Origin of the sequence: Streptomyces sp. NPDC001668, from assembly GCF_042893155.1 — a bacterium.
Taxonomy (GTDB): Bacteria; Actinomycetota; Actinomycetes; order Streptomycetales; family Streptomycetaceae; genus Streptomyces.
Genome location: NZ_JBIAUQ010000019.1, coordinates 150,539 through 175,329, shown reverse-complemented (window position 1 = coordinate 175,329; position 24,791 = coordinate 150,539). Strand labels below are relative to the sequence as shown.

Genomic DNA, 24,791 nt, shown 5'->3' with positions numbered 1-24,791 from the left:
GCCATCTCACTACCCGCCCTGAGGCAGATCGGTGCGCGGGGCGGCACCCAGATGCACACCGACCCGCTTGACCAGGAGCGTCATCTCGTATGCGACGAGGCCCACGTCCGAGTCGGCGTCGGACAGGACGGCGAGGCAGCTGCCGTCGCCCGCGGCGGTCACGAAAAGGAAGGCGTCGTCCAGCTCCACGACCGTCTGCCGGACGTTGCCCGCCTCGAAGTGCCGGCCCACGCCCTTGGCCAGGCTGTGGAACCCGGACGCCACGGCGGCGAGGTGCTCGCTGTCCTCGCGGGTCAGATCCTGGGACACGCCGGTCGGGAGGCCGTCGCTGGAGAGCACCAGGGCCTTGCGGATGCTCGCGACGCGCTCCACCAGGTCGTCGAGGAGCCAGTTGAGCTCGCCGGACTTGTCGGTCGCCTTCGGTGCGGTCATCGACCGTCCCCCTTAGTCGTTCGTTGTGGTGCTGTGCCGCCGGACGTGTCGTCGCCCACGGCGTTCTCCTCGCGGCCGCGCTGCCAACCGCGTTGGAGCGAGGCCATCCGGCTGCGTACCTCGTCGGCGTCCCGCTCGGCGGGCTCCGCCTGCTTCTGGGGTCGCCGTTCCGGGGTCTGCTTGAGCTGCGGGGCCAGGTTGGCCTGGCGTACGCGGCGGGGCAGCGGAGCGGTGCCGGAGCCGGCGTCGTGGGGTCCGCGGGCGGCGCCGAGGGGCGGCCGGTCCGAGCCGGACGCCCCGGAGGCACCGCGGGCGGACTCGCCCCAGCCGGGCCGTACGACGCCACCCGGGGCGGAGTCGGCCGAGCCGTCCCTGCCGGGGGCCTCCGCCGCCGGACCCAGGGCGCCGCGAGCGGGCGTACCCGAGGTGGGCCCGCGGACGGCACCGGTGGCGGAGTCGTCCGCGGCCGGGCCGCTCGACGCGATCTCGGCGCGCCGGGTGCGCCGGGGCAGGGCGGGAGCTCCGGGTGCCCCACCGAGCTCACGGCTCGGGGCTGCCGGGGAGGCCGGTGTCCCGGTCGACTCGTCGCCACGGTCGGCCACGTCGGTGCTCCTGCGCAGGGCCGCGGCACGGCGGCGGCTCGGCAGCGTCGGAGGTTCGGGATGCGTCTGCCCGGCCGAGGGGGCGGTCTGCGACCGGGACGCGCCCGGGCCGATCGCCGGAGACCGGTCCGTCGTCTCGTGTTCCGTCGGCTCATCCGTGACCGGGCGTCCGTGGGAGCTGACCAGCTTGGGGGTCCGGCGGCGGGACAGTGACACCGGGGCGTCCGGGCCGCCGTCGCCGACGGCCGCCCCGTCGGTCGCGGGGGCCTCGTCGTCGACGTGGGCCAGGGAGCGGCGCGGTCGGAACAGTCCGCCGCGCTCGCTGTCCTCGGAGTCGAGCACGCCCGGAAGGTCGTTGAGGGCGTCCAGGTCGACGGGTGCCTCCAGTTCGACCGGGCCGTCCAGGATCGCGGGCCCCATGCCGAGCTGAGCCGGCCCCCGGGTGAGCGGGACGCGCTGGGCCTGCTCCAGTTCGGCCTCCTTCGACGGCCGGGGGCGGTCGAGACGGAAGCCGATGCCGTTGGTGTCGGGGACGTCGTCGGTCAGCAGGGCGTCGGGGATGAAGACGACCGCCGTGGTGCCGCCGTACGGCGAGGGCTGCAGCGAGACCCGGACGTTCTGCCGCTGGGCGAGCCGGCTGACCACGAAAAGGCCCAGCCGGTCGGTGTCGGACAGCTCGAACTCCGGTGTCTCGGCGAGCCGGAGGTTGGCGTCGAGGAGCGCGTCGGCGGCCATGCCGAGCCCCCGGTCGTGGATCTCCAGGGTGAACCCGTTGGCGACGCGCTCGCCCACGACCTGGACAGCGGTGTGCGGCGGGGAGAACACCGTGGCGTTCTCCAGGAGTTCGGCCACGAGATGCGTGAGGTCCGCGACGGCCGGGCCGGTCACGGCCACCCGGGGCAGCCTGCGGACCTCGATGCGCTCGTAGTCCTCGACCTCGGCGACGGCGGCCCGGACGACGTCCATGAGCTGGACGGGTTTGCGCCACTGCCGGGAAGGGGCCGCGCCGGAGAGGATCACCAGGCCCTCGGCGTGCCGGCGCATACGGGTCGTCAGGTGGTCGAGCCGGAACAGGTCGGCGAGCTCGTCGGTGTCCTCGGCGCGGCGCTCCATGGTGTCGAGCAGGGTGAGCTGCTTGTGCAGCAGGACCTGGCTGCGGCGGGCGAGGTTGACGAAGACCTCGGAGACCCCGGCGCGCAACTCGGCCTGCTTGACCGCGGCTTCGACGGCGGCGCGCTGGAGCGTGTTGAGGGCCTGGCCGACCTCGCCCATCTCGTTCTTGTCGTACTCCAGGCGCGGGACCTCGGTCTCGACGTCGACCTGTTCGCCCACGGACAGGCGGCGCATCACGCTGGGCAGCCGTACGCCGGACGCCTCGTGGGCCTCCAGGCGCAGCTGCCTCAGGTCGCGGATGAGGCCGCGGCCGACGCGCACGGACAGGACCAGCGAGAAGAGCAGGGCGATCAGGCCGAGGACGCCCACCACGGCAGCCTTGAGGATGACGCCCATCGCGTCCGGCCGGACGCGGTCCTGGAGGCGGTCGCCCGCCTGGTCGTCGAGCTTGGCGAGTTCGTCGAGCACATTGCCCGCGGCGGCGTCCCAGCTCTTGGCGCTGACGCCGCCGTCCGTGCCGGGCTCGGCGGTGGCGACGGACCGCTCGGCGGAGCGCAGCGGAGCGGTACCGGCGTTCTTCCAGAAACGCTCGTAGCGTTCGCGCTCCGAGGTCGGCAGCACCGCCAGGCTGATGTCGTACATCAGCGTCCGCTGGGCGGCGAGTTCGGAGACGTCGCGGATCTCGTCGCGGGTGAGCTTGCCCACCACGAGGGCGGAACCGAGGAGGGCGTCCTCGCGGGAGAGCAGTTCGCGGGCCCGGGTGATGTTGACCAAGGCCCGCGCCTGCTTGTCCAGTTCGACGTTGTCGATGCCGTCGAGGGTGGCGAGGAGGGCGTAGGCGGGGTCGACCAGGCGGTTGTACTGGTCGAGGGCCTGGAGCCGGGAGACGGTGCCGTCCTCGACTCCGCGGCGGAGCGCCTCGATGCCGTCGAACGCGTCCAGGACGGCGGTGAGACGCTCGTCGTCGTCCTGGTCCAGACCGTCGCGCACATCGGGATCGCGGGCGTTGCGGCGGAACTTGGCGATGGCGTCGTCCGAGGCGTTCCTCGTGCCGCGCAGTGCGGACAGGGCGTCCGACGCACGTGGATCGGCCAGGTAGACCAGGGTCTGGCGGCGTTCCTGCTGGAGCACCCGCACGGTGTCCTCGATGGGATAACCGAGCTTCTCCGTCACGGTCGACACCTGGAAGAGCTGGGCGACCTCACGACCCGTCAGTACCGTGGCGAAGCCCCACACCGCGATCAGGGACACCAGCGGCACGAGAAGCAGCGCCACGATCTTCCGGCGGATGGACTTCCCGCGAAAGCGCATGGCCTCCCCCAGCTCGACCCCCGCCGGCCGGGGGTACACATGTACGTCAACAAACGGCGCGAGCCTACTACCGACGCACACGTAACTCGAAGTTGCGTCCGGAACCTGAACTTCCGCTCCGCTGTCGCGACATGGGCGGTTGTCCGCCCATTGCGGGAGATTGCCTCCTGTGATCAGGCGGTCCGGGTCGGACCGGAACCGATCGGCTTGAGCGGCCGGTTGGCTGGATTTTTTCGTTTCTTTGACGTCGTGGGGGAATCTTGAAGGGGTCTTGTTCGTCCTTCTCTTCGGGAAATGGCGGTGGATTCGGCCACAGGAGCCGCATCTGCAACTGGGCGGCGTAAACCAGCGCAAGCCGGGCAGTCACCTTGAAGCCCGGTCCACAGACACCGGGACGAGGGGTCTGCCGGCGGTGGGGAGTGACACGGTGATGGGCACGGCGGAACGGCAGGAGGCGCCGGCAGTCGGCGTGGGGACCGCGGATCCGATGGTGCCGCGGCGCCCCGAAGCGCGGGGTCACGGCATACCGGCGGGGCCGGACGTGCCGAGGAGGCGTGGCGCGGTCCAGGAGGAGCCGTACCGGCCATTGTGGGTCGAGGAACCCGCGCGCAGGCGTCGGCTCCCGGATCCGGTGCGGACCTCCGCGGTGCGGGCGGTGCTCATCATCGCCGTGACCCTGCTCCAGGCGATGGTGGCCTTCCTGTGCACCATGGCCGGGTCCTGGCTCGCGTTCCCGATGGTGCTGAGCAGCATCGTCAGCACCGTGGTGGCCACCTGGGGCGCCCTGGACGTCTGGGTGACGCGCCAGGTGTGGAACCAGCGCCACGGCGTGGTGTCGACCCCGAGCAGTACGGCGCGTGCGCTGCGGCGTGAGCGGCGCAAGGCCCGGCGGCAGGCGCGGGCCACCGAGCGGACGCAGGAGCGGATACGGCGACAGGGCGGCAGCACGGGGCGGTTGTCGCACTCCTGAGCCGGGCGGGGCCGCGCAGCACGCACGGCCCCGCTCTCCTCAGGGAGCCTGAGGGGCCGGACGCTTGAACATCCGGGTCGCCGTGATCTCGCTGCGCACCGCCTCGCCCGTCCGGGGCTGCTGCGGCAGTCCCGGACGGAGGTGTTCCTCCACGCTGATGTACTTCAGACCGGCCCTCAGGTCCGCGTCGTTGCGCAGCCGGATGACCAGCGGGAACTCCGCGAGTGCCGTCGTGTCGAACAGGCCTGTGGTGTACAGGAGTTGGACACCGAGCGCGTCCGACACGGCCCGCTGGAGCTCCAGCAGATACGTGGCGTTGGCGCGGCCGATCGGGTTGTCCAGGAACAGGGTGCCGGCGTGCCGGTGCTTGTCCCGGCCCCGGTCGTTGGACCGCAGGGCCGCCATCGTGCAGTACAGCGCGATGGCCGCCGTGAGCAGCTGACCGCCGGAGAACACGTCACCCATCTGTCCCACGGGCACCCGCTCGGCGCGCAGCACGGCGTCCGGCTTGAGGATCTCCACGGCCACCCCCTTGGGCTGGAGCGCTGCCGCAACTCCCCGCAGCAGCAGGGACATTCCGTCACGCCGCAGGTCGGAGTTCTTCTTCACCGCGGCCCGGGTCGCCTCGTCGATGACCTCGCCGAGCCGCTCGGTCAGCGTCGCCTGGTCGGGCTCCTCGAAGCGGATCCGCAGGAACTCCTGCCCGGACCACTCGCCGAGGCCCTCGGGGAGCCGGGACAGCCGCTGGGCGGACCTGAGCGTGGCGAGGGCGGACTCCACGAGCCCGCGCAACCGGTCCACGATCGAGTCCCGGTTCCGCTCCAGCTGCGCCAGCTCGTCGGTCAGCACCCGGAGCCGGGGCGCGAAGGCGTCCGCCCACTTCTGCGCGTGCTCGGGCAGCGAGGACGCGGGCAGTTCCCGGATCTGCTGCCGCGCGGGGGTGCGGACCTGCTCGTAGCGTGTGGAGTTGGCGTGCCGGACGAGCACGTCACTGGCCTCGCGCACGGCGGCCTCGGCGGCGGAGAGGTCGGCGGCGCAGCCGCGCAGCGAACGACGGGCTTCCGCGGCGGCCTGACGGGCCTCCTCGGGGCTGCCCGGGTACGGCTCCGGCTCCTCCTGCTCGTCCTCCATGGCATGCTCGCGCAGCAGGTCACGAAGCATCGCGGCGATCTCGTCGAAGCCGCCCGCCGCGTCCTCGGCGGCCCGGTGGGAGTCCAGCAGTTCCGCGTGCGCGTCTCTGGCCTGGGCCAACGCCTCGGTGCGGGAGGCGAGTTCGGCGGTGGCCGTACGCAACAGCGCCTGTGCGTGCTCGGCGTCGCGCGGCTCCAGCTCCGGCGACAGCTCGGTGTGCGCCTCGCCGTCCTCGGGTGCGTGCCGCTCGGCCTCGCCGCGCAACCGGCCGAGCTGCTCGCTCGCGGTCGACATACGGGTCTCCAGAAGCTGCACCAGCTCCTCCGCCCGGGCGGCGGCGGCCTGCCGGGAGGGGCCGTCGGACCCGTCGGGCGACTGGAGCAACTGCTCCGCGCGGGTGCGGACCTTGTTGCTCAGCCGGTCCAGTTCGGCCAGGGCCGCGCTCTCGTCGCTCTCCGCCCGGGCCTGCTCGGCCCGCAGGTCGGCTCCGACACCGACCTTCTCGTACAGCTGGGAGGCGGCCCGGTAGGCCTCGCGCAGCGCGGGCAGAGACGACTTGGAGGGGTCGGAGTCACTGTCCTGTACGTCATCGGGGGCGCCGGCGATCTCGGCACGCTCGGCACGCAGCGCACGCGCGGTGCGGCGGGCGTCGTCGGCGGCCCGCTGGGCACCGCGCCGGTCCTCGTCGGCGGCCCTGGCGCGCTCCAGACAGGCCTGGGCGCGGGCCTCCGACTCGGTGGCCTCGTCGGCCAGTTCGCGCAGTTTGGCCTGCCAGCCGGCCCGCTCGCGCAGCCGGTAGGCGAGACCGGCGAGGGCGTCGGCGGCGCGCCGGGCCTTCTGAGCGGCCTCCTGGCGCTCGTCGCGCGTCTGCGCGGCCTCGGCGGCGGCTTCGTCGGCCTCGGCCCGCACCATGCGCGCCTCGGCCAGCTCGGCCTCCGCCTCCTCGGCGAACACGCGCGTGTCCCGCGCGGCCTGCCCCAGCTCGACGAGCCGGCCGGCCGGGCAGCCGGTGCGCCAGGAGGCGAGCCGCGCGGCCAGTTCACGGTCCTTGCCGAGGCGGGCCGCGAGCGACCGGATCTCCTCGTCCCGCTCGCCGGCCCGCGCGCGCAGCGCCTGACGCTCCTCGTCGGCGGCGTGTTCGTCGTGCATGGCCGGGTTCGGCGGTACGAGGAAGACGTCCCCGTTGTCCGCGTCGGGAGCCGGGGTGGGTGCGAGGAGGGCGGCCGCCGTGCCCACGGCGACGGCGGACCGTGGAAGCAGGGCCGCGTCGTTCAGCGCCTCACGGGCACGCGCGTGCGTGTCGGGGTCGGTGATGATCACGCCGTCGACCAGTTCCGGCCTCGCGGCCAGCACGCGCGCGTGGTCCGCGGGGTCGACTGCCTGGGCGAGATAGCGCCAGCCGGGCAGGGCGGGGATGCCGTTCTCGCCGAGGAACTCGACCGTGGCCAGCACGTCGGGGCCCGGCGGCAGGAGGCCGCCGTCACCGAGCGCTCCGAGGATCCGGGAGTCGTCGGCGGCGGCCGTACGCAGGTCGAAGAGCTGGCGTTCGGCGGAGGAGACGGAGTCGTCGAGCAGCTCACGCAGTTCGTCGGCGAACCGGTCGAGGTCCTCGGGGGTGAGTCCGCCGTCGGAAGCGCCCGTGGAGCCCGCGTGCGGGTCGGTGCCGCTCCCGGCACCCTCGCGCCCGGCCGCGCCGTTCGCCCTGGTGTTCTCGGCCCCGGTGCGCGGTCCCGGCACGCTCCCGGATGTCCCTGAAGTCCCGGAGATCCCGGAGGTCCCGGTCAGGCTCAGCAGCTCCGCGAGCCGTTCCTCCCCCGCCAGCCCCTCGGCGAGGCGCCGCTCGGCCTCGTAGGACCGGGCGGCCGCCGTGGCCGCGTCCTCCGCGCGGGCCGCCGTGAGCTCGGCGCGGGACTCGGCGGAGGCCGCTTCGCGCGCGTGCTCGGCGGCCCGGTTCGAGGACTCGCGGGCGGCGTCCCAGGCGGCGACGGCCGTCTTCTCGGCGTCGCTCGCGGCGAGGGCCGCGCGGGCGGGGTCGGCGTCGGGCGCGCTGTCGTCGAGCCAGCCCGCGCGCACGGCCTCGGCGGTCTCCTGCTCGACCTCGCTCAGCCGCTGGCGCAGATGGCCGATCTCGCTGCGGGCGCGCTGCGCCTCGGTGGCGGCCGACGTGGAGTCCCGGTAGGCCGACTCGCCGACTTCCTGGAGTGCGGCGGACCGCTCCTCCTCCTCGTTGGCGAGCGTCTCGGCGCGCTCGGCGGCCGCGTGCAGGGCCCGGACGAGATCGACGGCGGCCCTGGCGCGGGCGGCGAGCGCGGGGGCCGCGTCCCGCTCGGCCTCCTGGATGGCGGCGGCCACGCGCGCGACCCGGTCGGCGGCGGCGCGGTGGCGCAGTACGGCCTCGGCGGCCTGCCAGGCGGAGTGCAGGGTGCGCGCCTCGGCGAGCTCGCGCTTCTGGGCGGCGGCCGACTTCTCGGCGGCGGCGAGGGCCAGGGAGGCGTGCCGGTAGGCGAGTTCGGCGGCGATCAGCGCACTGCGCTCCCGGCCCGCCTCGGCGTGGGTGACGGCGTACGCGGCGGCGGTGACCCGCTGGGCCAGGTCCGCCGCACGTACCCGCTCCTTGACGCCCCGCGCGGACAGCCGACGGGCCAGCGTCCTGGTACGGCGTTCGGCGCCCGTGTGGATGTCACGCGCGCGTGAGCGGGCCTCGGCGGCCTCGACGATCCGGCCCAGCAGGTCCACCGACCCCGCGGTGAAGTCCCGTTCGGCGATGAGTTCGGCGCGGCGCCCCAGCTTGTTGCCGAACCCGCTGACGAGGTCGGCGAGGCCGTCGGTGTCGCGGGTGTCGGTCACGGCCCGCAGCAGCAGGTCCGTGAAGTCGGAGTCCTTCTTCACCGCGAAGAGGCCGGCGGCCTCGCCCTCGTCGGCGTTCATCTCCCGCTGGTAGCGGAAGAGTTCGGGGTCCAGGCCGAGGTCACCCAGGTGCTCGATCCACCGGTCGTGGATCTCCTCCCAGTGCACCTCCAGATGCGGGTACGCCTTGCCCGCCTCGGTGAGGGCGTCCCGGAAGCCCTTCATGGTGCGCCGGCGGCCCTGCGCGGCCGACTGGCCCTCGGCGGGCGGCCGGACGGCGGTGGACTCGGCGACGGGCAGGTTGTCGAGGCTGAGCCCCGGTCCTGGCCGGAAGGAGTACCAGGCCTCGGCGAACTTCCGCGGGTCGTTGGAGACCTGACGGCCCCTCCACTCGCTGACCTTGCCGACAACGACGCACTCGCCGGTCAGGGTGTGCTGCCACTCCAGGGCCACGTGCCCGCAGTCGTCCGCCAGCAGGAACTTGCGCAGCACACCGGAGCTGGCGCCGCCGAGGGTGTTCCGGTGGCCCGGCAGCATCACCGAGAAGATCAGCTTGAGCAGGACCGACTTGCCGCCGCCGTTCTCCAGGAAGAGCACCCCGGCGGGCGCGGGTCGGCGCGGCGGGCCGACGGGCTCCTCCTCGAAGAACTCCGCCTGGGTGGGCGCGGGGTCGGGCACTTCCGCGCCGACGCCGCGCAGGTCGAGCACGGTGTCGGCGTAGCGCGCACCGGCCGGGCCGATGGAGTAGAGGCGGATCCGGGACAGCTCGTACATGGCGGACTCTCGTAAGTCTTCGGCAGATCAGGGAAGTTCAGGAGTGGAACGGCAGTCCGGCGTCGGCCGCCAGCTCCAGGTCGTCGCCGTCCTCGGGCGGCAGCAGCGTCGGCGTGCCGTCGGTGACCGGGACGACCCCCAGCTCGAGGAGTTCGGCCATGGCGGCGCTTCCGGCCATGTCCCGCACCTGGAGCTGGTAACGAGCCGTGGTCCGGTAGGTGCCGCCGTTGTCGTCCCCGGTGCGCTGGAGGAATCCGGAGTCGGTGAGGAAGGCGGCGGCCTTGCCCACGATGCCGGTCGTGGATCCGGCGAGCCGGCGCGCGTCCTTGGTCGCGCCGGCCGCGCTGCGTCTGGCCCAGATCCGCCAGGCCGCCTCCAGGCCCGGCGCGTCGGTGGCCGGGTCGGTGTTCTCCCCGACCTCCTCGGCCCGCTCCTCAAGGCGTCGGCAGGCCTGTCGTACGAAGGCGTCGACGCCGTTGACCGAGACGCGCCCGATGTATCCGTCGTCGGCGAGGTCCTCGGGCCGCGGGAACGCCATGGCGGCCACGGCGAGGTGGGCGAGGCCGTGCAGGAACCGGTCGCCGCCGTCGGCGGACGTACGACGCGCGTAGTCCCCCATCCGGACGGCGAACACCGAGTCCTCGGCGGCGGTCACGGCCATCCCCGCGCGCGGGGACACCTCGAGCACGACCAGACCGAGTCCGGCGGCCACGGCGTCGGCGAGCCGCGCGAAGGGCGGGTCCTCCCGGTAGCGCCGCAGCAGTTCGGCGTACTCCTGGTCCCGCGCGGGCTGCAGTTTGGGCTGCAGCCCGAAGGCGACGAGCCGAGCGGCGTCGGCGGCGTCGGCGGGGGTGACGGCGGCGGGCGCCGACGGGGCCGGGACCTCCGTGTCGCTCCACTCGACCTGCTCACTCACGGCTGGGGCTCCTTGTCACGCTCTTGCTCGCTCATACTGCTTCCGTCCGGCCTGACCTCGCTCATGCCGCTTCCGTCCGGCCTGACCTCACTCACGCCGCTTCCGTCCGATCCGGCCTCGCTCATGCCGCCTCCGTCCGATCCGCCGCCATGCCCACGGCGTCCAGCAGGGCGGTACCGACGATGAGGTCGGCGCCACCGAAGTCCGGATCGTCCAGTTCCGTCCCGTCGTCCACGGCGAAGAGGAGCTTCTCCTCGCCCTGCCGGTAGGCGGTGCCGACGGCTGGGCTGGCCGCGTGGATCGCCAGCAGGGCCACCAGGTAGGCCAGATCGAAGCCGCCGGCCCCGCGGGCCTCCGCGAGCAGTCCCGAGAGCCGTCGCGGCGCGTCCGCCGGCAGGTCCAGCAGCTCCTTCGCCTGGGCCAGCTGCTCCTCGCTGAACCGGCTGTCGTCCGGCGTGGCGATGAGGTCGGGCTCCGGCATCTCCGCGCCCAGGTGCTCCCGCTCCACCGGCGGCGACAGCAGTATGTCGACGAGGTCGCCGACCCGGACCGAGACCGGGGTGCGCAGGCCGGTCCCGCGCGCGAAGAACGCGTCGGTGACCCGGGTGGCCTGCTCCAGCGGCAGGGGCAGCACGGGCGCGACGAGGTGGCCGTACAGATCTATCCCCGAGGTCGTCATGGGGGTGGCGAAGGCCTGCCGGTCCTGTTCGGCGCGGAACAGCGGGCCCGCTTCAAGGAGCCGGGACTGGAGCTGGGTGTGGCGCCGGATGCAGTCCTTGACGATGTCGACGAGCTCGGCGGCCCGGCGCTTCTGCTCGGGGTCCTCGGACTCGTCCCGCGCCTTGCGGATGTTGGTCAGGATCGCGTTCTCGTGGCGGTACCGGTCGGCGACGTGGTCCAGGGCCTCGGCGATCATGTCGGGCACGGAGTTGAGCCAGTCGACCGCCCTGACGTTGCGCCGGGTGGCGTCCAGGGCCCTGCGCAGGGTCTCGGAGTACTGCACGGTCCGGTAGCGGGCCTGCTCGGCGGCGAGTTGGGCGTCGGCGAGGCGGCCGCGGCTGATCAGCACCTCCAGCTTGACCTCGGCGGCGATCTGGGCGCTGGTGACGTCGGTGTCGAGGGCGCCCACGAGGACGTTGACCGCCTCGTCGGTGGTCCGCAGGTACACCGAGCCGCCGGGTCCCGGGACCTCCTCGATGAGCTTGAAGTCGTAGTCACGCCGGACATAGGTCCCGTCCGGCGCGAAAGTCCCGTAGACCGCGCGGAATCCGCGGTCGACGCTGCCGACGTTGATCAGGTTCTCCAGGACCCAGCGGGCCACGCGCTCGTGCTCGGCGACGGGCCGCTGCGGGGCCTGGGCGGCGATGCGCGGGATGAGGCGGGCCACGATCTGGTCGTGGTCGGCGCCGGTGTCGAAGTCCATGTTCAGGGTGACCAGGTCGATGGCGGCCAGGGCCACCTCCGCCATGCCGTACACCGAGTACTCGCCCGCGAGATTGGCCTTGCGCGCGTCCAGGTCGTGCAGCGGCGCGGTGCAGGCGAGCGCGCGCAGCCGCCGCGCCAGTCCCTCGTCGGCGGCCGGGCCCGGAGCGGGGCGCGGCCCCGCGCTGAACTGGGGCGGAACGCTGTCCGTCGTCGCAGGCGAAGTCACGGTGCACAGACTAGGTGCTAGGTCTGACAACTCCCCAAACGGCGCGGATCGCCTCCGGCGGTTGGGCGGGGGGCCACGGTTGAGATTCGTCCGCGGGCTGGTGGGGGCTGGTCGCGCCCACGCGGCGGAGCCGCATATCAGAAACCGCCCCGCGCCCCTGGCCAGGTGTCCTCGCCCACCCTTCGTCTGTACACCTCGACCACTCGCCCCAAAGAGTCCGAGAGGTACACGGCGAGCAGTCGCTCTGCCTCTTCCCGGTCGCCCGCCTGGAGCGCGCCGAGGATCTGCTGGTTGCGGGCCAGGTACGGCTCGTGGAGGGCCTTGGGGTCGTCCACCACGTGGAAGGCGAGCCGGAGTTCGGCGAAGACGCTGCGCATCAGTTCGTCGGTGCGGTCGCTGCCCGCGAGGGCGACGAGTTCGCGGTGGAAGTGGATGTTGGCCGTGCCCAGCGCTTTCCAGTCACCTTCGCGTACCGCCCGCTGCCCCTCCACGACCGCCTCGGCGAGCGCGTCCAGGGCGTACGGCGGTTCGCCGAGGCCGCGGACGACCGCGCACTCCACGAGTGCGCGGGTGCGGTAGATGTCCTCGACGTCCTCGACCGCGAGGACCCGGACGAACACACCGCGGTTCAGCTCGTGGACGAGCAGGCGCTCATGCGTGAGCAGCCGGAACGCCTCGCGCAGGGTGTTGCGGGAGACTCCCAGCGCCCCGCCGATGCTGTCCTCCGACAGCCGTGTCCCTGGCGGGAAATAGCCCTCGGCGATGCGGCTCCTGAGGATGTCCGAGACCCGCTCGGCCGTGCTGGTGCGCCCCAGGAGGGCTCGGTCGTCGGCCAGTCCGCTCAGCTGCTCTGCCATGCCCGGAATTCAACCGCAGACACGAGAACGAAACAACACGGGTATTGAAGGATCGTTGAACGATCCTCTACGTTACTGAGCACCGCACGGTTCAGCTCCGCGACCTCCGTCCTCCCCCTGCGAGGTGCTCATGAGCACGACCCCGCCCCCACACATCCTGAGCGACCACCCCGAAGCGACCGAGAACCCCGCCGAAGACGGGCCGCTGGGCTGGTACCGCGCCCTCGGTTCGCGCGGCCGGCGTGCCTTCGCCGGTGCGTTCGGCGGCTACGCCCTCGACTCCTACGACTACTTCACGCTCCCGCTGAGCATGGTTGCGCTGGCCGCGTACTTCGGCCTGGACAGCGGCCAGACCGGCCTCTTCACCACCGTCACCCTGCTGGCCTCCGGCATCGGCGGGGCCCTGGCGGGGGTACTGGCCGACCGGGTCGGCCGGGTCAGGGCGCTGATGATCACGGTGGTCACCTACGCGATCTTCACCGTGGCCTGCGGCTTCGCCCCGAACTTCGAGTCGCTGCTGGTCTTCCGCGCCCTTCAGGGCCTCGGTTTCGGCGGAGAGTGGGCGGTCGGCGCGATCCTGGTCGCCGAGTACGCGAGCGCCCGGCACCGGGGGCGCACGCTGGGCGCGATCCAGAGTTCCTGGGCCGTGGGCTGGGCCCTGGCGGCGATCATGTACACGCTGGTCTTCTCGGTCTTCGACGACGGCACGGCCTGGCGCGTGATGTTCTGGACCGGTGCGCTGCCCGCGCTGCTGGTCGTCTGGATGCGACGCCGGGTCCAGGACGCCCCCGAGGCGATCGCGGTGCGCGAGAAGAGCGCGGGCAAGGGCTCCTTCGCGGCGATCTTCAAACCCGACCTGCTGCGTACGACGATCTTCGCGGGGCTGCTGTCCACCGGCGTCCAGGGCGGCTACTACACGCTCGCCACCTGGGTGCCGACGTACCTCAAGAGCGACCGCGGACTGTCGGTCGTCGGCACCGGCGGCTATCTGACCTTCCTGATCTCCGGCGCCTTCCTCGGCTATCTGACCGGCGGCTATCTCACCGACCGGCTGGGCCGGCGGCGCAACATCTGGCTCTTCGCCCTGCTGTCGGCCGTGTGCATCGTGGCGTACGGCAACATCCCGAGCGGAGCCGACACCTGGCTGCTGGTCCTCGGGTTCCCGCTCGGGTTCTGCATGTCGGCGATCTTCAGCGGCTTCGGGTCCTATCTGAGCGAGCTGTACCCGACGGCGGTGCGCGGCTCCGGGCAGGGCTTCACGTACAACGCGGGCCGCGCGGTCGGCGCCGTCTTCCCGACCACCGTCGGCTTCCTGGCCGACAGCTGGGGTGTGGGCGGGGCGCTGGTCTTCGGCGCCATCGGCTACGGCATCGCCGCCCTCGCCCTGCTCGGACTGCCGGAGACCCGTGGGAAGGAACTCGCGTGAACCGAACGGAAGACCGTCCCCTGACCCTCGTCGACGAGCACGCGCACGCGTGGAGCCCGGCCCAGGCGCGCACCCGCTTCCGCGCGGGCCTGACCGGCCCCACCGCCGGGGTCGCGGCCGGCCACACCCAGGTCAACCTGATCTCGGTGCCCGCCGACTGGGCGTACGACATGCTGCTGTTCTGCCAGCGCAACCCCAAGCCGTGCCCGGTCCTCGACGTCACGGACGCCGGCGACTGGACCACCGTCCTCGCGGCGGGCGCCGATCTGCGCACCGATCTCCCGCGCTACCGGGTGTGGGAGGACGGCAAGCTGGTGGACGAGCCGACGGACGTGCGCGCGCACTGGCGCGGTGACCTCGTCTCGTTCCTGATCGGGTGCAGTTTCACCTTCGAGTGGGCACTTTCCGAGGCGGGCGTCCCGATCCGGCACATTCAGCAGGGCCGGAACGTTCCCATGTATGTGACCAGTCGACAGTGCCGTCCCGCGGGGCGGCTGCACGGACCCATGGTGGTCTCCATGCGTCCGGTGCCGCCGCAGCACCTGGCGGCCGCCCTGAGGGAGAGCAGTCTGCTCCCGGCGGTGCACGGCAGCCCCGTGCACTGCGGCGATCCCTCGGCGCTCGGCATCGAGGACCTGGGCCGCCCCGACTTCGGAGACGCCGTGGCCGCCGAGCCCGACGACATCCCGGTGTTCTGGGCCTGCGGAGTGACCCCGCAGGCCGCGGTGATGGCCTCACGCCCACCGTTCGCCATCACGCACGCGCCGGGGCAGATGTTCCTGACGGACGCCCGCGACGAGCAGTACAGAGTGGCGTGAGACCCGCTCGGACCTCTGGAAAACATCACATCGACCACCGGAAACCCCGGAAGGAGACATGAGTCGTCCATGACCTCGATCGATCTGAACGCCGATCTCGGCGAGGGCTTCGGCCGCTGGCGGCTGACCGACGACGAGCAACTGCTGTCCGTCGTCACCAGCGCCAACGTGGCCTGCGGGTTCCACGCCGGGGACGCGGTCACCATGCGGCGGGTGTGCGAGCTCGCGGCCGCGCGCGGGGTCCGGATCGGCGCCCAGGTCTCCTACCGGGATCTCGCGGGGTTCGGGCGGCGCGCGATGGACGTGCCGTCCGCCGAGCTGACGGCCGAGGTGGCCTACCAGATCGGCGCCCTGGAGGTCTTCGCCCGGGCGGCGGGCACGCGCGTGTCGTACGTCAAGCCGCACGGCGCGCTCTACAACCGGGTGGTCCACGACCAGGAGCAGGCCGCGGCGGTCGTCGACGGTGTGCTCCTCGCGGACGCCACCCTGCCGGTGCTGGGCCTGCCCGGCTCGCGTCTTCTGGAGGCGGCCGGGAAGGCGGGCCTCGGGGTCGTCACGGAGGCCTTCGCGGACCGGGCGTACACCGACGAGGGCACGCTGGTACCGCGTGGCCAGGAGGGCGCGGTGCTCGCCGATCCCGAGGCGGTCGTGGAGCGGTCCCTGAGCCTGGCCCGGGACCACGCGGTCACCGCCCGCTCCGGCGCCCGCATCGAGGTCGACGCCCGCTCCCTGTGCCTGCACGGGGACACCCCGGGCGCGGTGGAACTGGCCCGGCGGGTCCGGGAGCGGTTGGAGACCTCGGGCATCCGGGTGGAGGCCTTCGTATGAGGACACTGCCGGTCGGAGACGCCGCCCTGCTCGTCGAGGTGTCCTCGGGCGAGGAGGCCCAGGCGCTCCACGCCGAGCTGGTGCGCCGCCGCGCTGAGGGTTCGCTGTCGGTCCGCGAGATCGTCCCCGCGGCCCGCACGGTCCTCCTCGACGGCCTCGCCGACCCGGCCCGCCTGGCCGCCGAGCTCACCGCCTCCGAGGTACCGCCCGCTCCCCCGCGCGCGCGTGAGGCGGTCGAACTCCGGGTCCGCTACGACGGCCCGGACCTGGCCGACGTGGCCGCGTACTGGGGCGTCTCCCCCGAGGAGGTGGCCCGCATCCACTCCGGGACCGAGTTCACGGTCGCCTTCTGCGGATTCGCGCCCGGCTTCGGCTACCTCACCGGCCTGCCCGCCCGGTACGACGTCCCCCGCCGGGCGACCCCGCGCACAGCCGTCCCGGCGGGTTCGGTGGCGCTCGCGGGCCCGTACACCGGCGTCTACCCGCGCTCGTCGCCGGGCGGCTGGCAGCTCATCGGGACCACGGACGCGGTTCTGTGGGACCACGCGCGCGTGCCGGCGGCACTGCTGTCGCCCGGGACGCGGGTGCGCTTCGTGGGGGCGCCATGACGGACCGCGCCCTCTCGGTCGTCCGGGCCGGAGCACTGACCACGGTCCAGGACCGGGGCCGCCCGGGCCACGCGCACCTCGGCGTCCCTCGCTCGGGCGCTCTGGACGGTCCCGCCGCCGCCCTCGCCAACCGTCTGGTCGGCAACCTCCCCGAGGCAGCCGTCCTGGAGACCACGCTCAACGGCTGCGCGCTGCGCCCCCGTTCGGCGGTCACCGTGGCCGTCACCGGCGCTCCCTGCCGGATCACGGTGGACGGCCGTCCGGCGGCCTGGGGCGCACCGGTACATGTGCCGGGCGGAGCGCTGCTCACCGTCGGGACGGCGGTCTCGGGACTGCGCAGTTATGTGGCCGTCTCCGGGGGCATCCTCGTGGAGCCGGTGCTGGGCAGCCGTTCCACGGACCTCCTGTCCGGCCTGGGCCCGGCCCCCCTCACGGACGGCGCGGTGCTGCCCCTGGGCACGCCGTCACCGCTCCACACGCGCGTGGACGCGGCCCCGCAGCCGGCACCGCCCGCGGAGCTGGTCCTGCGCGTCACACTCGGCCCACGAGACGACTGGTTCAGCCCGGAAGCGGTACGGGCGTTCACCTCCCGCACCTTCCGGGTGTCCTCGGCGAGCAACCGCATCGGCCTGCGCACGGAGGGACCCTCGCTGGAGAGGAAGCCGAACGGCGAACTCCCCAGCGAGGGCATGGTCCTGGGCGCGGTACAGGTCCCGCCCGACGGCAGACCGGTGGTCTTCCTCGCAGACCACCCGACCACGGGCGGTTACCCGGTGATCGGCGTGGTCCGCGAGACCGACCTCCCGGCCGCGGCTCAGGCGGTACCAGGAACTCCAGTGCGCTTCACAGAGGTACGCAGGCGGTAACGCGCCCCACAGGGGCGCGGGGAACTGCGCGACCAGCCCCCACAAACCCGCGCCCGACAACGCATCTCACGCCGCCTCCGGCCGTTGCTCCGCCATGGACGAGGCGGCCAGCGCCGCGGACACCGCGTGCGCGGCCCGCAGATCCAACCGCCCACTCGTCCCCCGAGCCCGATGCCGCATCTCATCGACGGCGAGCGTCACGAGCTGGGGCAGCAGATCGGTGCACCGCCGCACCACCCATCCCGTCCCCGCCGTGGCCAGCCACCACAGACTCGCCGACTTGGTGGGCACAGGAAACTCCGGCTCGGCCGAGGGAGCGAATCCGGCCGCCACCCCCTGCTCTGCCAGCAGGGCATGAAACCGCACCGCCAGCTGCCGGTGCCCCCGCTCGCCGGGATGCAACCGGTCCGAGCTCCACATCGCCCGCTCGGTGGTCCAACTCCCCTCGGCGGCGTGCAGATGCACCGCGCCGTACCGCTCGGACAGCGCGTGCACCACGGCGTTCACCGCCCGCTGCCGCCGGGCCAGCGGCCGTGCCAGCGCCCCGGGCAGTCCGAGCATCGTGCCCGGGTCCGGCAGACACGCCGTGAGCAGGACAGCGCCCTGCGCGCGGAAGGCCGCGTAGACCGTGTCGAGCCGGGCGGCCACGGCGTGGATGTCGAAGGTGCAGCGCAGGGTGTCGTTGACGCCGACGACCACGGACACGACGTCCGGCCGCAGCGCGAGCCCGGCGGGCAGCTGCCGTTCCAGCACGTCCCGGGTCTGCGCTCCGCTCACCGCGAGGTTGGTGAAGTCCACGTCCCCTTCGCAGAGCCCGGCGGCGAGCAGCGCGGCCCAGCCGCGCCACCCGTCGCCCACGGGGTCCCCCACGCCCTCGGTGAGCGAGTCACCGAGGGCGACGAATCGCGGACCTCTCATGACACGCCCCCGCTCACGCCCCCGCGCCAACGCCAGCGCCCGCTCATGCCACGCCTCCGGGCACGGAAGGCCGTACCAAGACCTCCGCGTCGTGCGCCGCGAGGAACGCCCGGACCGCCGTGTCCCACCCGAAGCACTCCGCACGCGCGCGTGCGATCGCGCGCCGCTCGATCCCGGAGCGTTCCAGCAGCATCTCCACGGCGTCCGCGAAGGCCTCACCGCGGTCGGCGGCGACGGCCCCGGCGGATCCGATGACCTCCGGCAGCGCGGAGGAGGCGCTCACCACCACCGGCGTGCCGCACGCCATGGCCTCCAGCGCGGCGAGCCCGAAGGTCTCGGCCGGCCCAGGGGCCAGGCACACGTCGGCGGAGGCCTGGAGCGCGCCGAGCAGCCCGCGGTCGGAGACATGCCCGAGGAAGGTGACCGGCAGCCCGCGCTCCCGCGCCCGAAGTTCGAGGCGCGGCCGCAGCGGGCCGTCTCCGGCCACCACGAGCACGGCCCTGCGGCCTCGGCGCACCAGGGACTCCAGAGCGTCCAGGGCCGTGCTGGGCCGCTTCTCGACGGACAGCCGGGTGCACGTCACGAGCAGCGTCTCGTCCTCGCGCGCGTACCGGGCCCGAACTCCCGCGTCGCGCAGCGCCGGGTGCCGCTCGACCAGGTCGACGCCCAGCGGGGCCCGTACGACATTGCGCGCGCCGATCCGCACGAACTCGCGCTCGGCGAACTCCGTGGTGCACACCACGCGTGCGTACGTGTGGGCCGTACGGACGTTCAGGGCGTCGGCCGCGCGCCGGGCCGCGCCCTCGGACAGGCCCCAGGTGCGCAGCACGCCGTCGGCGGTCTCGTGGGAGACCATCACGGCGGGGACGCGGGCGCGCCGGGCCCATTTGCCGGTCCACCTGAGGGTCGTACGGTCGGAGACCTCCAGACGGTCGGGAGCGAGCTCCTCCAGGAGCCGGGCCACGCGCCGCTTGTCGGCGAGGACGCGGTAGCCGCCGGTGCCGGGCAGCAGCGGGCCGGGCAGGGTGATGATCCGGCCCTGCTCGGTGCGGCGGTCGCTCGCGCGGTCGCCGGGCACGATGAGCACGGACTCGTGACCGGCCGCCTGGTAGCCCTTGCCGAGCTCGCGCAGGGCGGTGCGCAGGCCGCCCGAGGCGGGGGCGACGAAGTTGGCGAGGCGGACGATCCGCAGTGACCGCGCGCTCATGCCGCCACCGCCGTCTTCCGGCCGCTGAGCACGGCGGCGTAGTGGCCGATCAGCTGGTCGCCGACGGCCGCCCAGGTGCGCCCCTCGACCATGGCCCGCGCGGCCAGGCCGAACGAGGCGCGCATCTCGGGGTCGGCGGTCAGGGACCACACGGCGTCCCGTACGGCGGCCGGGTCGCGCGGCGGCACGAGGAGCCCGGTGCGCCCGTGGGCGACCAGGTCCAGCGGGCCTCCGGCGGCGGGCGCCACGACCGGCACCCCGCTGGCCATGGCCTCCTGCACGGTCTGGCAGAAGGTCTCGAAGGGGCCGGTGTGCGCGAAGACGTCGAAGGAGGCGAAGATCCGGGCCAGTTCGTCGCCCATGCGACGGCCCAGGAAGACCGCGCCCGGCAGCGCCTGCTCGAGGTGCGGCAGGCTCGGTCCGTCGCCGACCACCACGACCTTGACGCCCTCCAGGCGTGACGCGCCGGCCAGCAGTTCGATGTGCTTCTCGGGTGCGAGCCGCCCGACGTAGCCGACGATCATCTCGCCGTTGGGGGCGAGTTGCCGGCGCAGCGCCTCGTCGCGCAGGTCGGGGCGGAAGCGGACGGTGTCCACACCCCGCGGCCACAGCTTGACCCGGGGGACGCCGTGCGCCTCCAGGTCGCGCAGGGAGGCGCTGGACGGGGCGAGGGTGAGGTCGGCGGCGGCGTGGACGGAGCGGATCCGGCGCCAGGCGGCGGCCTCACCCGCGTGCACGTAGGTGCGGGCGTATCCGGCGAGGTCGGTCTGGTAGACGGCCACGGCGGGGATGCCGAGCCGGGCGGCGGCGGCCATGCCGCGGACGCCGAGGACGAAGGGGCTGGCCAGGTGGACGACGTCGGCACGGTGCTCGGCGATCGCCGCGGCCACGCGCCTGCTGGGGAGGGCGACGCGGACCTGGGGGTAGCCCGGGAGGGGGAGGGAGGGGACACGGACGACGGGGCACGGCGCGAGGGCGTCCACACCGGACCCGGGGCCGGACGCGGTGGCCGGCGCGACGACGAGCGGAAGGTGACCGCGATCTACGAGGTGCCGGGCGGTCTGGAGCGCGCAGTGGGCCACGCCGTTCACATCGGGGGGAAAGGATTCGGTCACTATGACGACACGCATACGGGTGTTCTCGCCGCGCTGGACGTGGCCGCGTCAACGTGGATCTTTGCGAACGATGAACGTCCCGTGAGCGTTGCGCTGCGCACCCGAGCAGGTCAGGCCGTGTCCATGCCGGCCTGACCCGCGGGTCATCCCGAGTTCACCGGGCGGGTGTGACGGGGCCCGGACGTTCACACCCGAGGGTGGTTTCACCTGTCTCACATGGCTGCGGTGTCCGGTCCGATACGGCTGCGGACGGCGGTCTGGACCTCGGCCTCCTCGGCCGGATCGGCGGCGAGCCGGCGCAGTCGCTCCACGACCCGGGCGTCGCCGGTCTCGGCGTGCCGGGCGGCGATCTCGCGGGTGGTCTCCTCGCAGTCCCACAGGCATTCGACGGCGAAGCCGGTCGCGAAGGAGGGGTCGGTGGCGGCGAGCGCGCGGGCGGCGCGGCCGCGGAGGTGGGAGGAGGCGGTCTCCCGGTAGATGTGGCGCAGCACGGGTGCGGCGCAGGCGATGCCGAGCCGTCCGGTGCCGTCGACGAGGGTCCACAGGGTCGGCGCGTCGGGGCCTTCGCCCCGTACGGCCTCGCGGAGGGCCGCGAGCACTAGGTCCCGGTCCTGGGCTCCGCCCAGGCAGGCGAGCATGCGCCCGGCGGCGGCGCCCAGCGGATCGGGCCGCCGGGCCCAGCCGCGCGCACGCTCGACGGCGGCGATACTGCGCATGCGTTCGAACGAGTCGAGGGCGGCCTCCACGACGGCCGGGGTGCCCGTGGCGACGGCCAGCTCGATCAGATCGAAGGCGTCGGGATCATTGCTGTCGGCGAGATAGCGCAGGGCGGTCGCCCGGGCCCCCTCGGTGCCGTCCTTGGCGGCCGCGAGGATGTCCGAGTGGTCCTCGGGGCCCGCGACGGCCGCCAGACAGCGCGCGGCGGGCACATGCAGCGCGGCCCCGCGCTCGAGGCCCTGCTGGGCCCACTCGAAGACGGCCTGCACGCTCCAGCCCGGACGGGGTCCGGCGGGTCGCATCTGGCGTTGCCAGCGGTCGAAACAGCCGGCCTCGTGAGCGGCACGCACCCGCGTGGAGACGGATTCGCGGGGATCGTCGGCCCACAGCCGCCATGGCCTCGGTTCGAAGGCGTCACGTACGGCGGCGGCGAGCTCGGCCTCGCCCTCGGGATCGGTCCCGAAGCGGGCGAGCACGGGCACGGCGAGGGCACGCAGACCGGCGTCGTCGTCCCGCAGCGCGAGTTCGTCCAGCGCCCAGGCCCAGTTGGAGCCCGAGGCGGCGTACCTGCGCAGCAGTTCGAGCGCGTCGCGCCTGCCGTAGGAGGCGAGGTGGCCGAGGACGGCGAGAGCGAGGCCCGTGCGGGACTCCTCGGTGTCGAAGACGTCGTCGACCTCGAACAGGTGCGCCTCGATCTCGTCCAGCTCGCCACCCAGGTCGAGGAAGAGACGGGCGTAGTACAGGGAGCGGTTCTCCACCTGCCAGTCGTGGCGGGGATCGCGCAGCACGCAGTGGTTCAGGGCCGCGAGCGCCTCGGCGCGCGGGGCGGTGAGCGCGTGCAGTGTGCCGTCGCCGCGGCCCCGCTGAAGCAGGCCGAGCAGCGTACCGCTGGGCGCTATGACCGGATCGAACATGGGAAACAGCCTCACATCAAGCGTCGACGCAACCGGGGACGTGCATTACCTGGCCGCGTGACAACACGTCGGGGCGCCCGCCGTTTCCTGCTTGCTGCAAGCCATCTTCCTCTGCCTCTCGTCGGTGGCCCATGCGGACCGCGTCACGGTCCGCGCGGTGCGGCATCACCTGCCCAGCCCTCACGTCCGTGAATCACGACGTCATGATGACTCGGCACTTCCATCTGCCGCGACCGAAATTTCGGCGGCCCTGTACCGCCTCCCCCGTTGTCTGTGTTTTCGCTGGTCAGAACATGTGTGTCAGTGGGCGGTGAACAGTTCGAGCAGTTCTGTCCGGCCGAACATGCGGGCCGTGTCGACGGCCGAGGGGGTCCCCTCGGCCGGATCGGCGCCGCCTTCGAGCAGGGCCTCGATGACGTCCGGGGAGCCCTTGAAGACAGCCCCGGCGAGGGGCGTCTGCCCCCGGTCGTTGACCCCGCCGGCCGCCGCCCCGCGGGCGACGAGCGCGCGCACCGCGTCCGCGTGACCGTGGTAGGCGGCGAGCATCACGAGCGAGTCCCCGCGGTCGTTGGTGAGGCCTGCCGGAACACCCGCGTCGACGTACGCCACGAGCGCCTCGGTCTGCCCCTGCCGGGCCAGATCGAAGATCTTGGTCGCCAGCTCCACGACCTCCGGGTCGGGGGCTTCAGTCATCGGCCGGTCCGCCTCTCATACAACCGTTCAGGTGAATCGCAAGGGTACTGGCTCGCGCCGTACATGACCCGAAGTGCCGGAGGTAAGGACCACTACGGCTCTGCCAACCCGGTGAAATCCCGGGAAATTCATCCATTTGCACCTTTTGTCGTATGGATACATGCTGTGATCCTGGAAGTACTCATGGTGACTGTCCCCACGAACCAGGAGCACCCAAATGATCCTCTCCATCTCGGGCGTCGTACTGCTCGGCATCGTCGTCTTCATCTTCTTCCGCAAGGACGGGCTCAAGGCCTCGCACGCCCTGATCTCGGCGCTGTTCGGCTTCTACCTGGCCAGCACGGCCATCGCACCGAGCATCAAGGCCGGCGGCGAGAGCCTGGCGAGCCTCCTCGGCGGCATCAAGTTCTGACGCCGCCCGTCCCGTCCGTACGCACCTCCAGGAGACAGCAGTGGCCCGCCGCCCCCTCCCCCGCATCCTGAGCACAGGCAGCGCGCAGATCGCCCGGAGCCGGGAGCTGGCCCGGACGGCGGCCGACAGCGCCACCGACGTCCTCCACCCGCTGATCACGCTCACCCGCGGTCTGCGCCGGCTGGCCTCGGCCGGGCGGCGCAGATGGGCCGAGACCCCCAAGGACAAGCGCGGCCCGCTGCTTTTCCTGGTGGCCTCGGTGATCCTGGTCGTGGCGCTCGTGCCGTACGGTCCGCTGCTCGCCGTCATCAGCCTGATGGCGGCGGCGGCCTGGCAGGGCCGGGACCGCAAGCCGCCGGAGCCGGAAGGACCCGACGAGTCGCAGACACAGCGCCTGCAGTCGCTGTACGAAGCGCTCGTCCCGTACTTCTCGGCGGCCGAGGACCCGGCCCCGCTGTACACGCACGGCGGCGAGTGGGAGAAAGCCTTCCCCGCGTACGACTTCGACGGCACCGGCCGCATCACCCACCTGCTGATCCGCTACCCGGCGTACTTCACCGACGGCGAGGCCGAGTCCCGGGCCCGCATCGAGCAGTTGCTGCACGCCAAGTCGGGCCGTGGCCGGGAGTACCACTTCAGCTGGGACGAGGAGGGCAACGAACTCACCGTCACCGTCCTCGCCCCGCTGCCCACCGACATCGCGGCCCAGCGTTTCGTCACCGCCCCGGGCGAGACGGTCCTCGGCTTCACCGACCCCACCCAGGTCCAGCGCACCCTCCCGCTCGGCTACGGCGACGGGCAGCGCGATGTCCCGCCGGTCGTCTGGCGCACCGGCATCCGCTCCACCGAGCCGCACCTGCTGGTCCTGGGCCAGCCGGGCAGCGGCACCTCCACCCTGCTGCGTTCCATCGCGCTCCAGGCCCTCCAGTACGGCGATGTCGTCATCCTCGACGGCGGCGGCACCGGCGAGTACGCGTGCCTGACCGGCCGGGACGGAGTCCTCGCGGTCGAGTGCGGGCTGACGGGGGCGCTGGCGAGCCTGGAGTGGGCCGCGACCGAGACGGAGCGCCGTCTGATCGCGACCAACCGGGCCCGGCAGGCCGGCCACCCGCCGCCCGAGGACACCAAGCGCCCGCTGTGGATCCTCCTGGACCGCCCCACCGCCTTCACCCACCTGGCCGCAGCGGACGGCCGCAAGGATCCGCAGTCCCTGCTCCAGGTCCCCCTGCGGCACGGGCGTGCGGCCAATGTCACGGTGGTGGTGGCCGATCAGCTCGACAGCGCGGAGGCGCTGAGCGACCCGGTACGACAGCACACGCGCGCGCGTGTCGTGCTGGGACCCGCGACGCCGGACCAGTTGGAGGCGGCCCTGGGGGCGCCTCCGCACACGACCCCGGTGGCCCAGGTCCCGCCGGGCCGCGGGTACGCCCGCCTGGGGGCGGGGCCGGTGCACCGCCTCCAGGTACCGGCGACTCCGGATCCGTACGACGACGCGACCAGCGAGACGGACCGGCAGGCGGTGCTGGCGCTGCTGCCGGAGCGGACGACTCCGGCCGACGCGGAAGCGGTCCCCTCGGGAGCGGTGGTCGCGGAAGCGCCGTGATACCACAGGGCGGTCGGGCGGCTACCGGCCGGTGGGGGCTGGTCGCGCAGTTCCCCGCGCCC

The 24,791-nt window shown here is 73.3% G+C and carries 19 protein-coding genes; 8 read left to right on the top strand and 11 right to left on the bottom strand.

Annotated elements, in window-relative coordinates; translation table 11 throughout:
- Positions 1–9 precede the first annotated feature (9 nt).
- Positions 10–432: a roadblock/LC7 domain-containing protein gene (locus ACFYZ8_RS39630; protein ID WP_123759431.1), complete on the bottom strand. Its 423-nt coding sequence runs from the start codon at positions 430–432 to the stop codon at positions 10–12.
- Entirely contained in the window at positions 429–3,458 is a 3,030-nt protein-coding gene (locus ACFYZ8_RS39625; protein ID WP_388540266.1) for a nitrate- and nitrite sensing domain-containing protein, read from the bottom strand. The genes ACFYZ8_RS39630 and ACFYZ8_RS39625 overlap by 4 nt, the downstream gene beginning before the upstream one ends.
- 430 nt (positions 3,459–3,888) lie before the next feature.
- On the opposite strand from ACFYZ8_RS39625, the gene ACFYZ8_RS39620 reads away from it, so the two are divergent.
- Complete coding sequence (locus tag ACFYZ8_RS39620; RefSeq protein ID WP_388540269.1) at positions 3,889–4,428, top strand: hypothetical protein; 540 nt, start codon at positions 3,889–3,891, stop codon at positions 4,426–4,428.
- A gap of 39 nt (positions 4,429–4,467) precedes the next feature.
- On the opposite strand, the gene ACFYZ8_RS39615 is transcribed toward ACFYZ8_RS39620, so the two are convergent.
- The 4 genes from ACFYZ8_RS39615 to ACFYZ8_RS39600 all read right to left on the bottom strand — a co-directional run bounded on the left by ACFYZ8_RS39615 (position 4,468) and on the right by ACFYZ8_RS39600 (position 12,604).
- Positions 4,468–9,180, bottom strand: coding sequence for a hypothetical protein (locus tag ACFYZ8_RS39615; protein WP_388540272.1), 4,713 nt, complete (start codon positions 9,178–9,180; stop codon positions 4,468–4,470).
- Between the two features lie 37 nt (positions 9,181–9,217).
- The gene (locus ACFYZ8_RS39610) at positions 9,218–10,096 is read right to left on the bottom strand and encodes a hypothetical protein (protein WP_359035769.1); all 879 of its coding nucleotides are present in this window, start codon (positions 10,094–10,096) and stop codon (positions 9,218–9,220) included.
- A 121-nt stretch (positions 10,097–10,217) separates the two neighbouring features.
- On the bottom strand, positions 10,218–11,747 hold the full coding sequence (locus ACFYZ8_RS39605) for a hypothetical protein (RefSeq protein WP_359035771.1): 1,530 nt from the start codon (positions 11,745–11,747) through the stop codon (positions 10,218–10,220).
- A gap of 137 nt (positions 11,748–11,884) precedes the next feature.
- A complete protein-coding gene (locus ACFYZ8_RS39600; RefSeq protein ID WP_388540275.1) occupies positions 11,885–12,604 on the bottom strand; it encodes a GntR family transcriptional regulator in 720 nt (239 codons plus the stop codon).
- 130 nt (positions 12,605–12,734) lie between these two features.
- On the opposite strand from ACFYZ8_RS39600, the gene ACFYZ8_RS39595 reads away from it, so the two are divergent.
- From ACFYZ8_RS39595 to ACFYZ8_RS39575, 5 genes are all read left to right on the top strand, one after another.
- A complete protein-coding gene (locus ACFYZ8_RS39595; RefSeq protein WP_359035775.1) occupies positions 12,735–14,030 on the top strand; it encodes an MFS transporter in 1,296 nt (431 codons plus the stop codon).
- Positions 14,027–14,848, top strand: a complete 822-nt coding sequence (locus ACFYZ8_RS39590) for a putative hydro-lyase (RefSeq protein ID WP_359035777.1) — start codon at positions 14,027–14,029, stop codon at positions 14,846–14,848. The genes ACFYZ8_RS39595 and ACFYZ8_RS39590 overlap by 4 nt, the downstream gene beginning before the upstream one ends.
- Positions 14,849–14,917: 69 nt before the next feature.
- On the top strand, positions 14,918–15,676 hold the full coding sequence (locus ACFYZ8_RS39585) for a LamB/YcsF family protein (protein WP_388540278.1): 759 nt from the start codon (positions 14,918–14,920) through the stop codon (positions 15,674–15,676).
- A complete protein-coding gene (gene pxpB / locus ACFYZ8_RS39580) occupies positions 15,673–16,284 on the top strand; it encodes a 5-oxoprolinase subunit PxpB (RefSeq protein WP_388540281.1) in 612 nt (203 codons plus the stop codon). Before ACFYZ8_RS39585 ends, pxpB begins: the two co-directional genes overlap by 4 nt.
- The gene (locus ACFYZ8_RS39575; protein WP_359035783.1) at positions 16,281–17,150 is read left to right on the top strand and encodes a biotin-dependent carboxyltransferase family protein; all 870 of its coding nucleotides are present in this window, start codon (positions 16,281–16,283) and stop codon (positions 17,148–17,150) included. Before pxpB ends, ACFYZ8_RS39575 begins: the two co-directional genes overlap by 4 nt.
- 66 nt (positions 17,151–17,216) lie before the next feature.
- Here the strand turns inward: ACFYZ8_RS39575 and ACFYZ8_RS39570 are convergent, their stop codons facing one another.
- The 5 genes from ACFYZ8_RS39570 to ACFYZ8_RS39550 form a co-directional block, all read right to left on the bottom strand.
- A complete protein-coding gene (locus tag ACFYZ8_RS39570) occupies positions 17,217–18,068 on the bottom strand; it encodes an SGNH/GDSL hydrolase family protein (protein ID WP_388540283.1) in 852 nt (283 codons plus the stop codon).
- A 43-nt stretch (positions 18,069–18,111) separates the two neighbouring features.
- Positions 18,112–19,275, bottom strand: a complete 1,164-nt coding sequence (locus tag ACFYZ8_RS39565) for a glycosyltransferase (RefSeq protein WP_388540286.1) — start codon at positions 19,273–19,275, stop codon at positions 18,112–18,114.
- Positions 19,272–20,405, bottom strand: a complete 1,134-nt coding sequence (locus ACFYZ8_RS39560; protein WP_388540289.1) for a glycosyltransferase family 4 protein — start codon at positions 20,403–20,405, stop codon at positions 19,272–19,274. Before ACFYZ8_RS39560 ends, ACFYZ8_RS39565 begins: the two co-directional genes overlap by 4 nt.
- Positions 20,406–20,602: 197 nt before the next feature.
- Complete coding sequence (locus ACFYZ8_RS39555) at positions 20,603–22,021, bottom strand: HEAT repeat domain-containing protein (RefSeq protein WP_388540291.1); 1,419 nt, start codon at positions 22,019–22,021, stop codon at positions 20,603–20,605.
- Positions 22,022–22,321: 300 nt separating this feature from the next.
- Entirely contained in the window at positions 22,322–22,714 is a 393-nt protein-coding gene (locus ACFYZ8_RS39550) for an ankyrin repeat domain-containing protein (RefSeq protein WP_359035793.1), read from the bottom strand.
- A gap of 217 nt (positions 22,715–22,931) precedes the next feature.
- Here ACFYZ8_RS39550 and ACFYZ8_RS39545 point away from each other — a divergent pair, with 217 nt between their 5' ends.
- Positions 22,932–23,126 (top strand): hypothetical protein, encoded by a 195-nt coding sequence (locus tag ACFYZ8_RS39545; protein WP_007380617.1) that lies wholly within the window; start codon positions 22,932–22,934, stop codon positions 23,124–23,126.
- Positions 23,127–23,166: 40 nt separating this feature from the next.
- On the top strand, positions 23,167–24,729 hold the full coding sequence (locus ACFYZ8_RS39540) for a hypothetical protein (RefSeq protein WP_359035795.1): 1,563 nt from the start codon (positions 23,167–23,169) through the stop codon (positions 24,727–24,729).
- Positions 24,730–24,791: the final 62 nt, after the last annotated feature.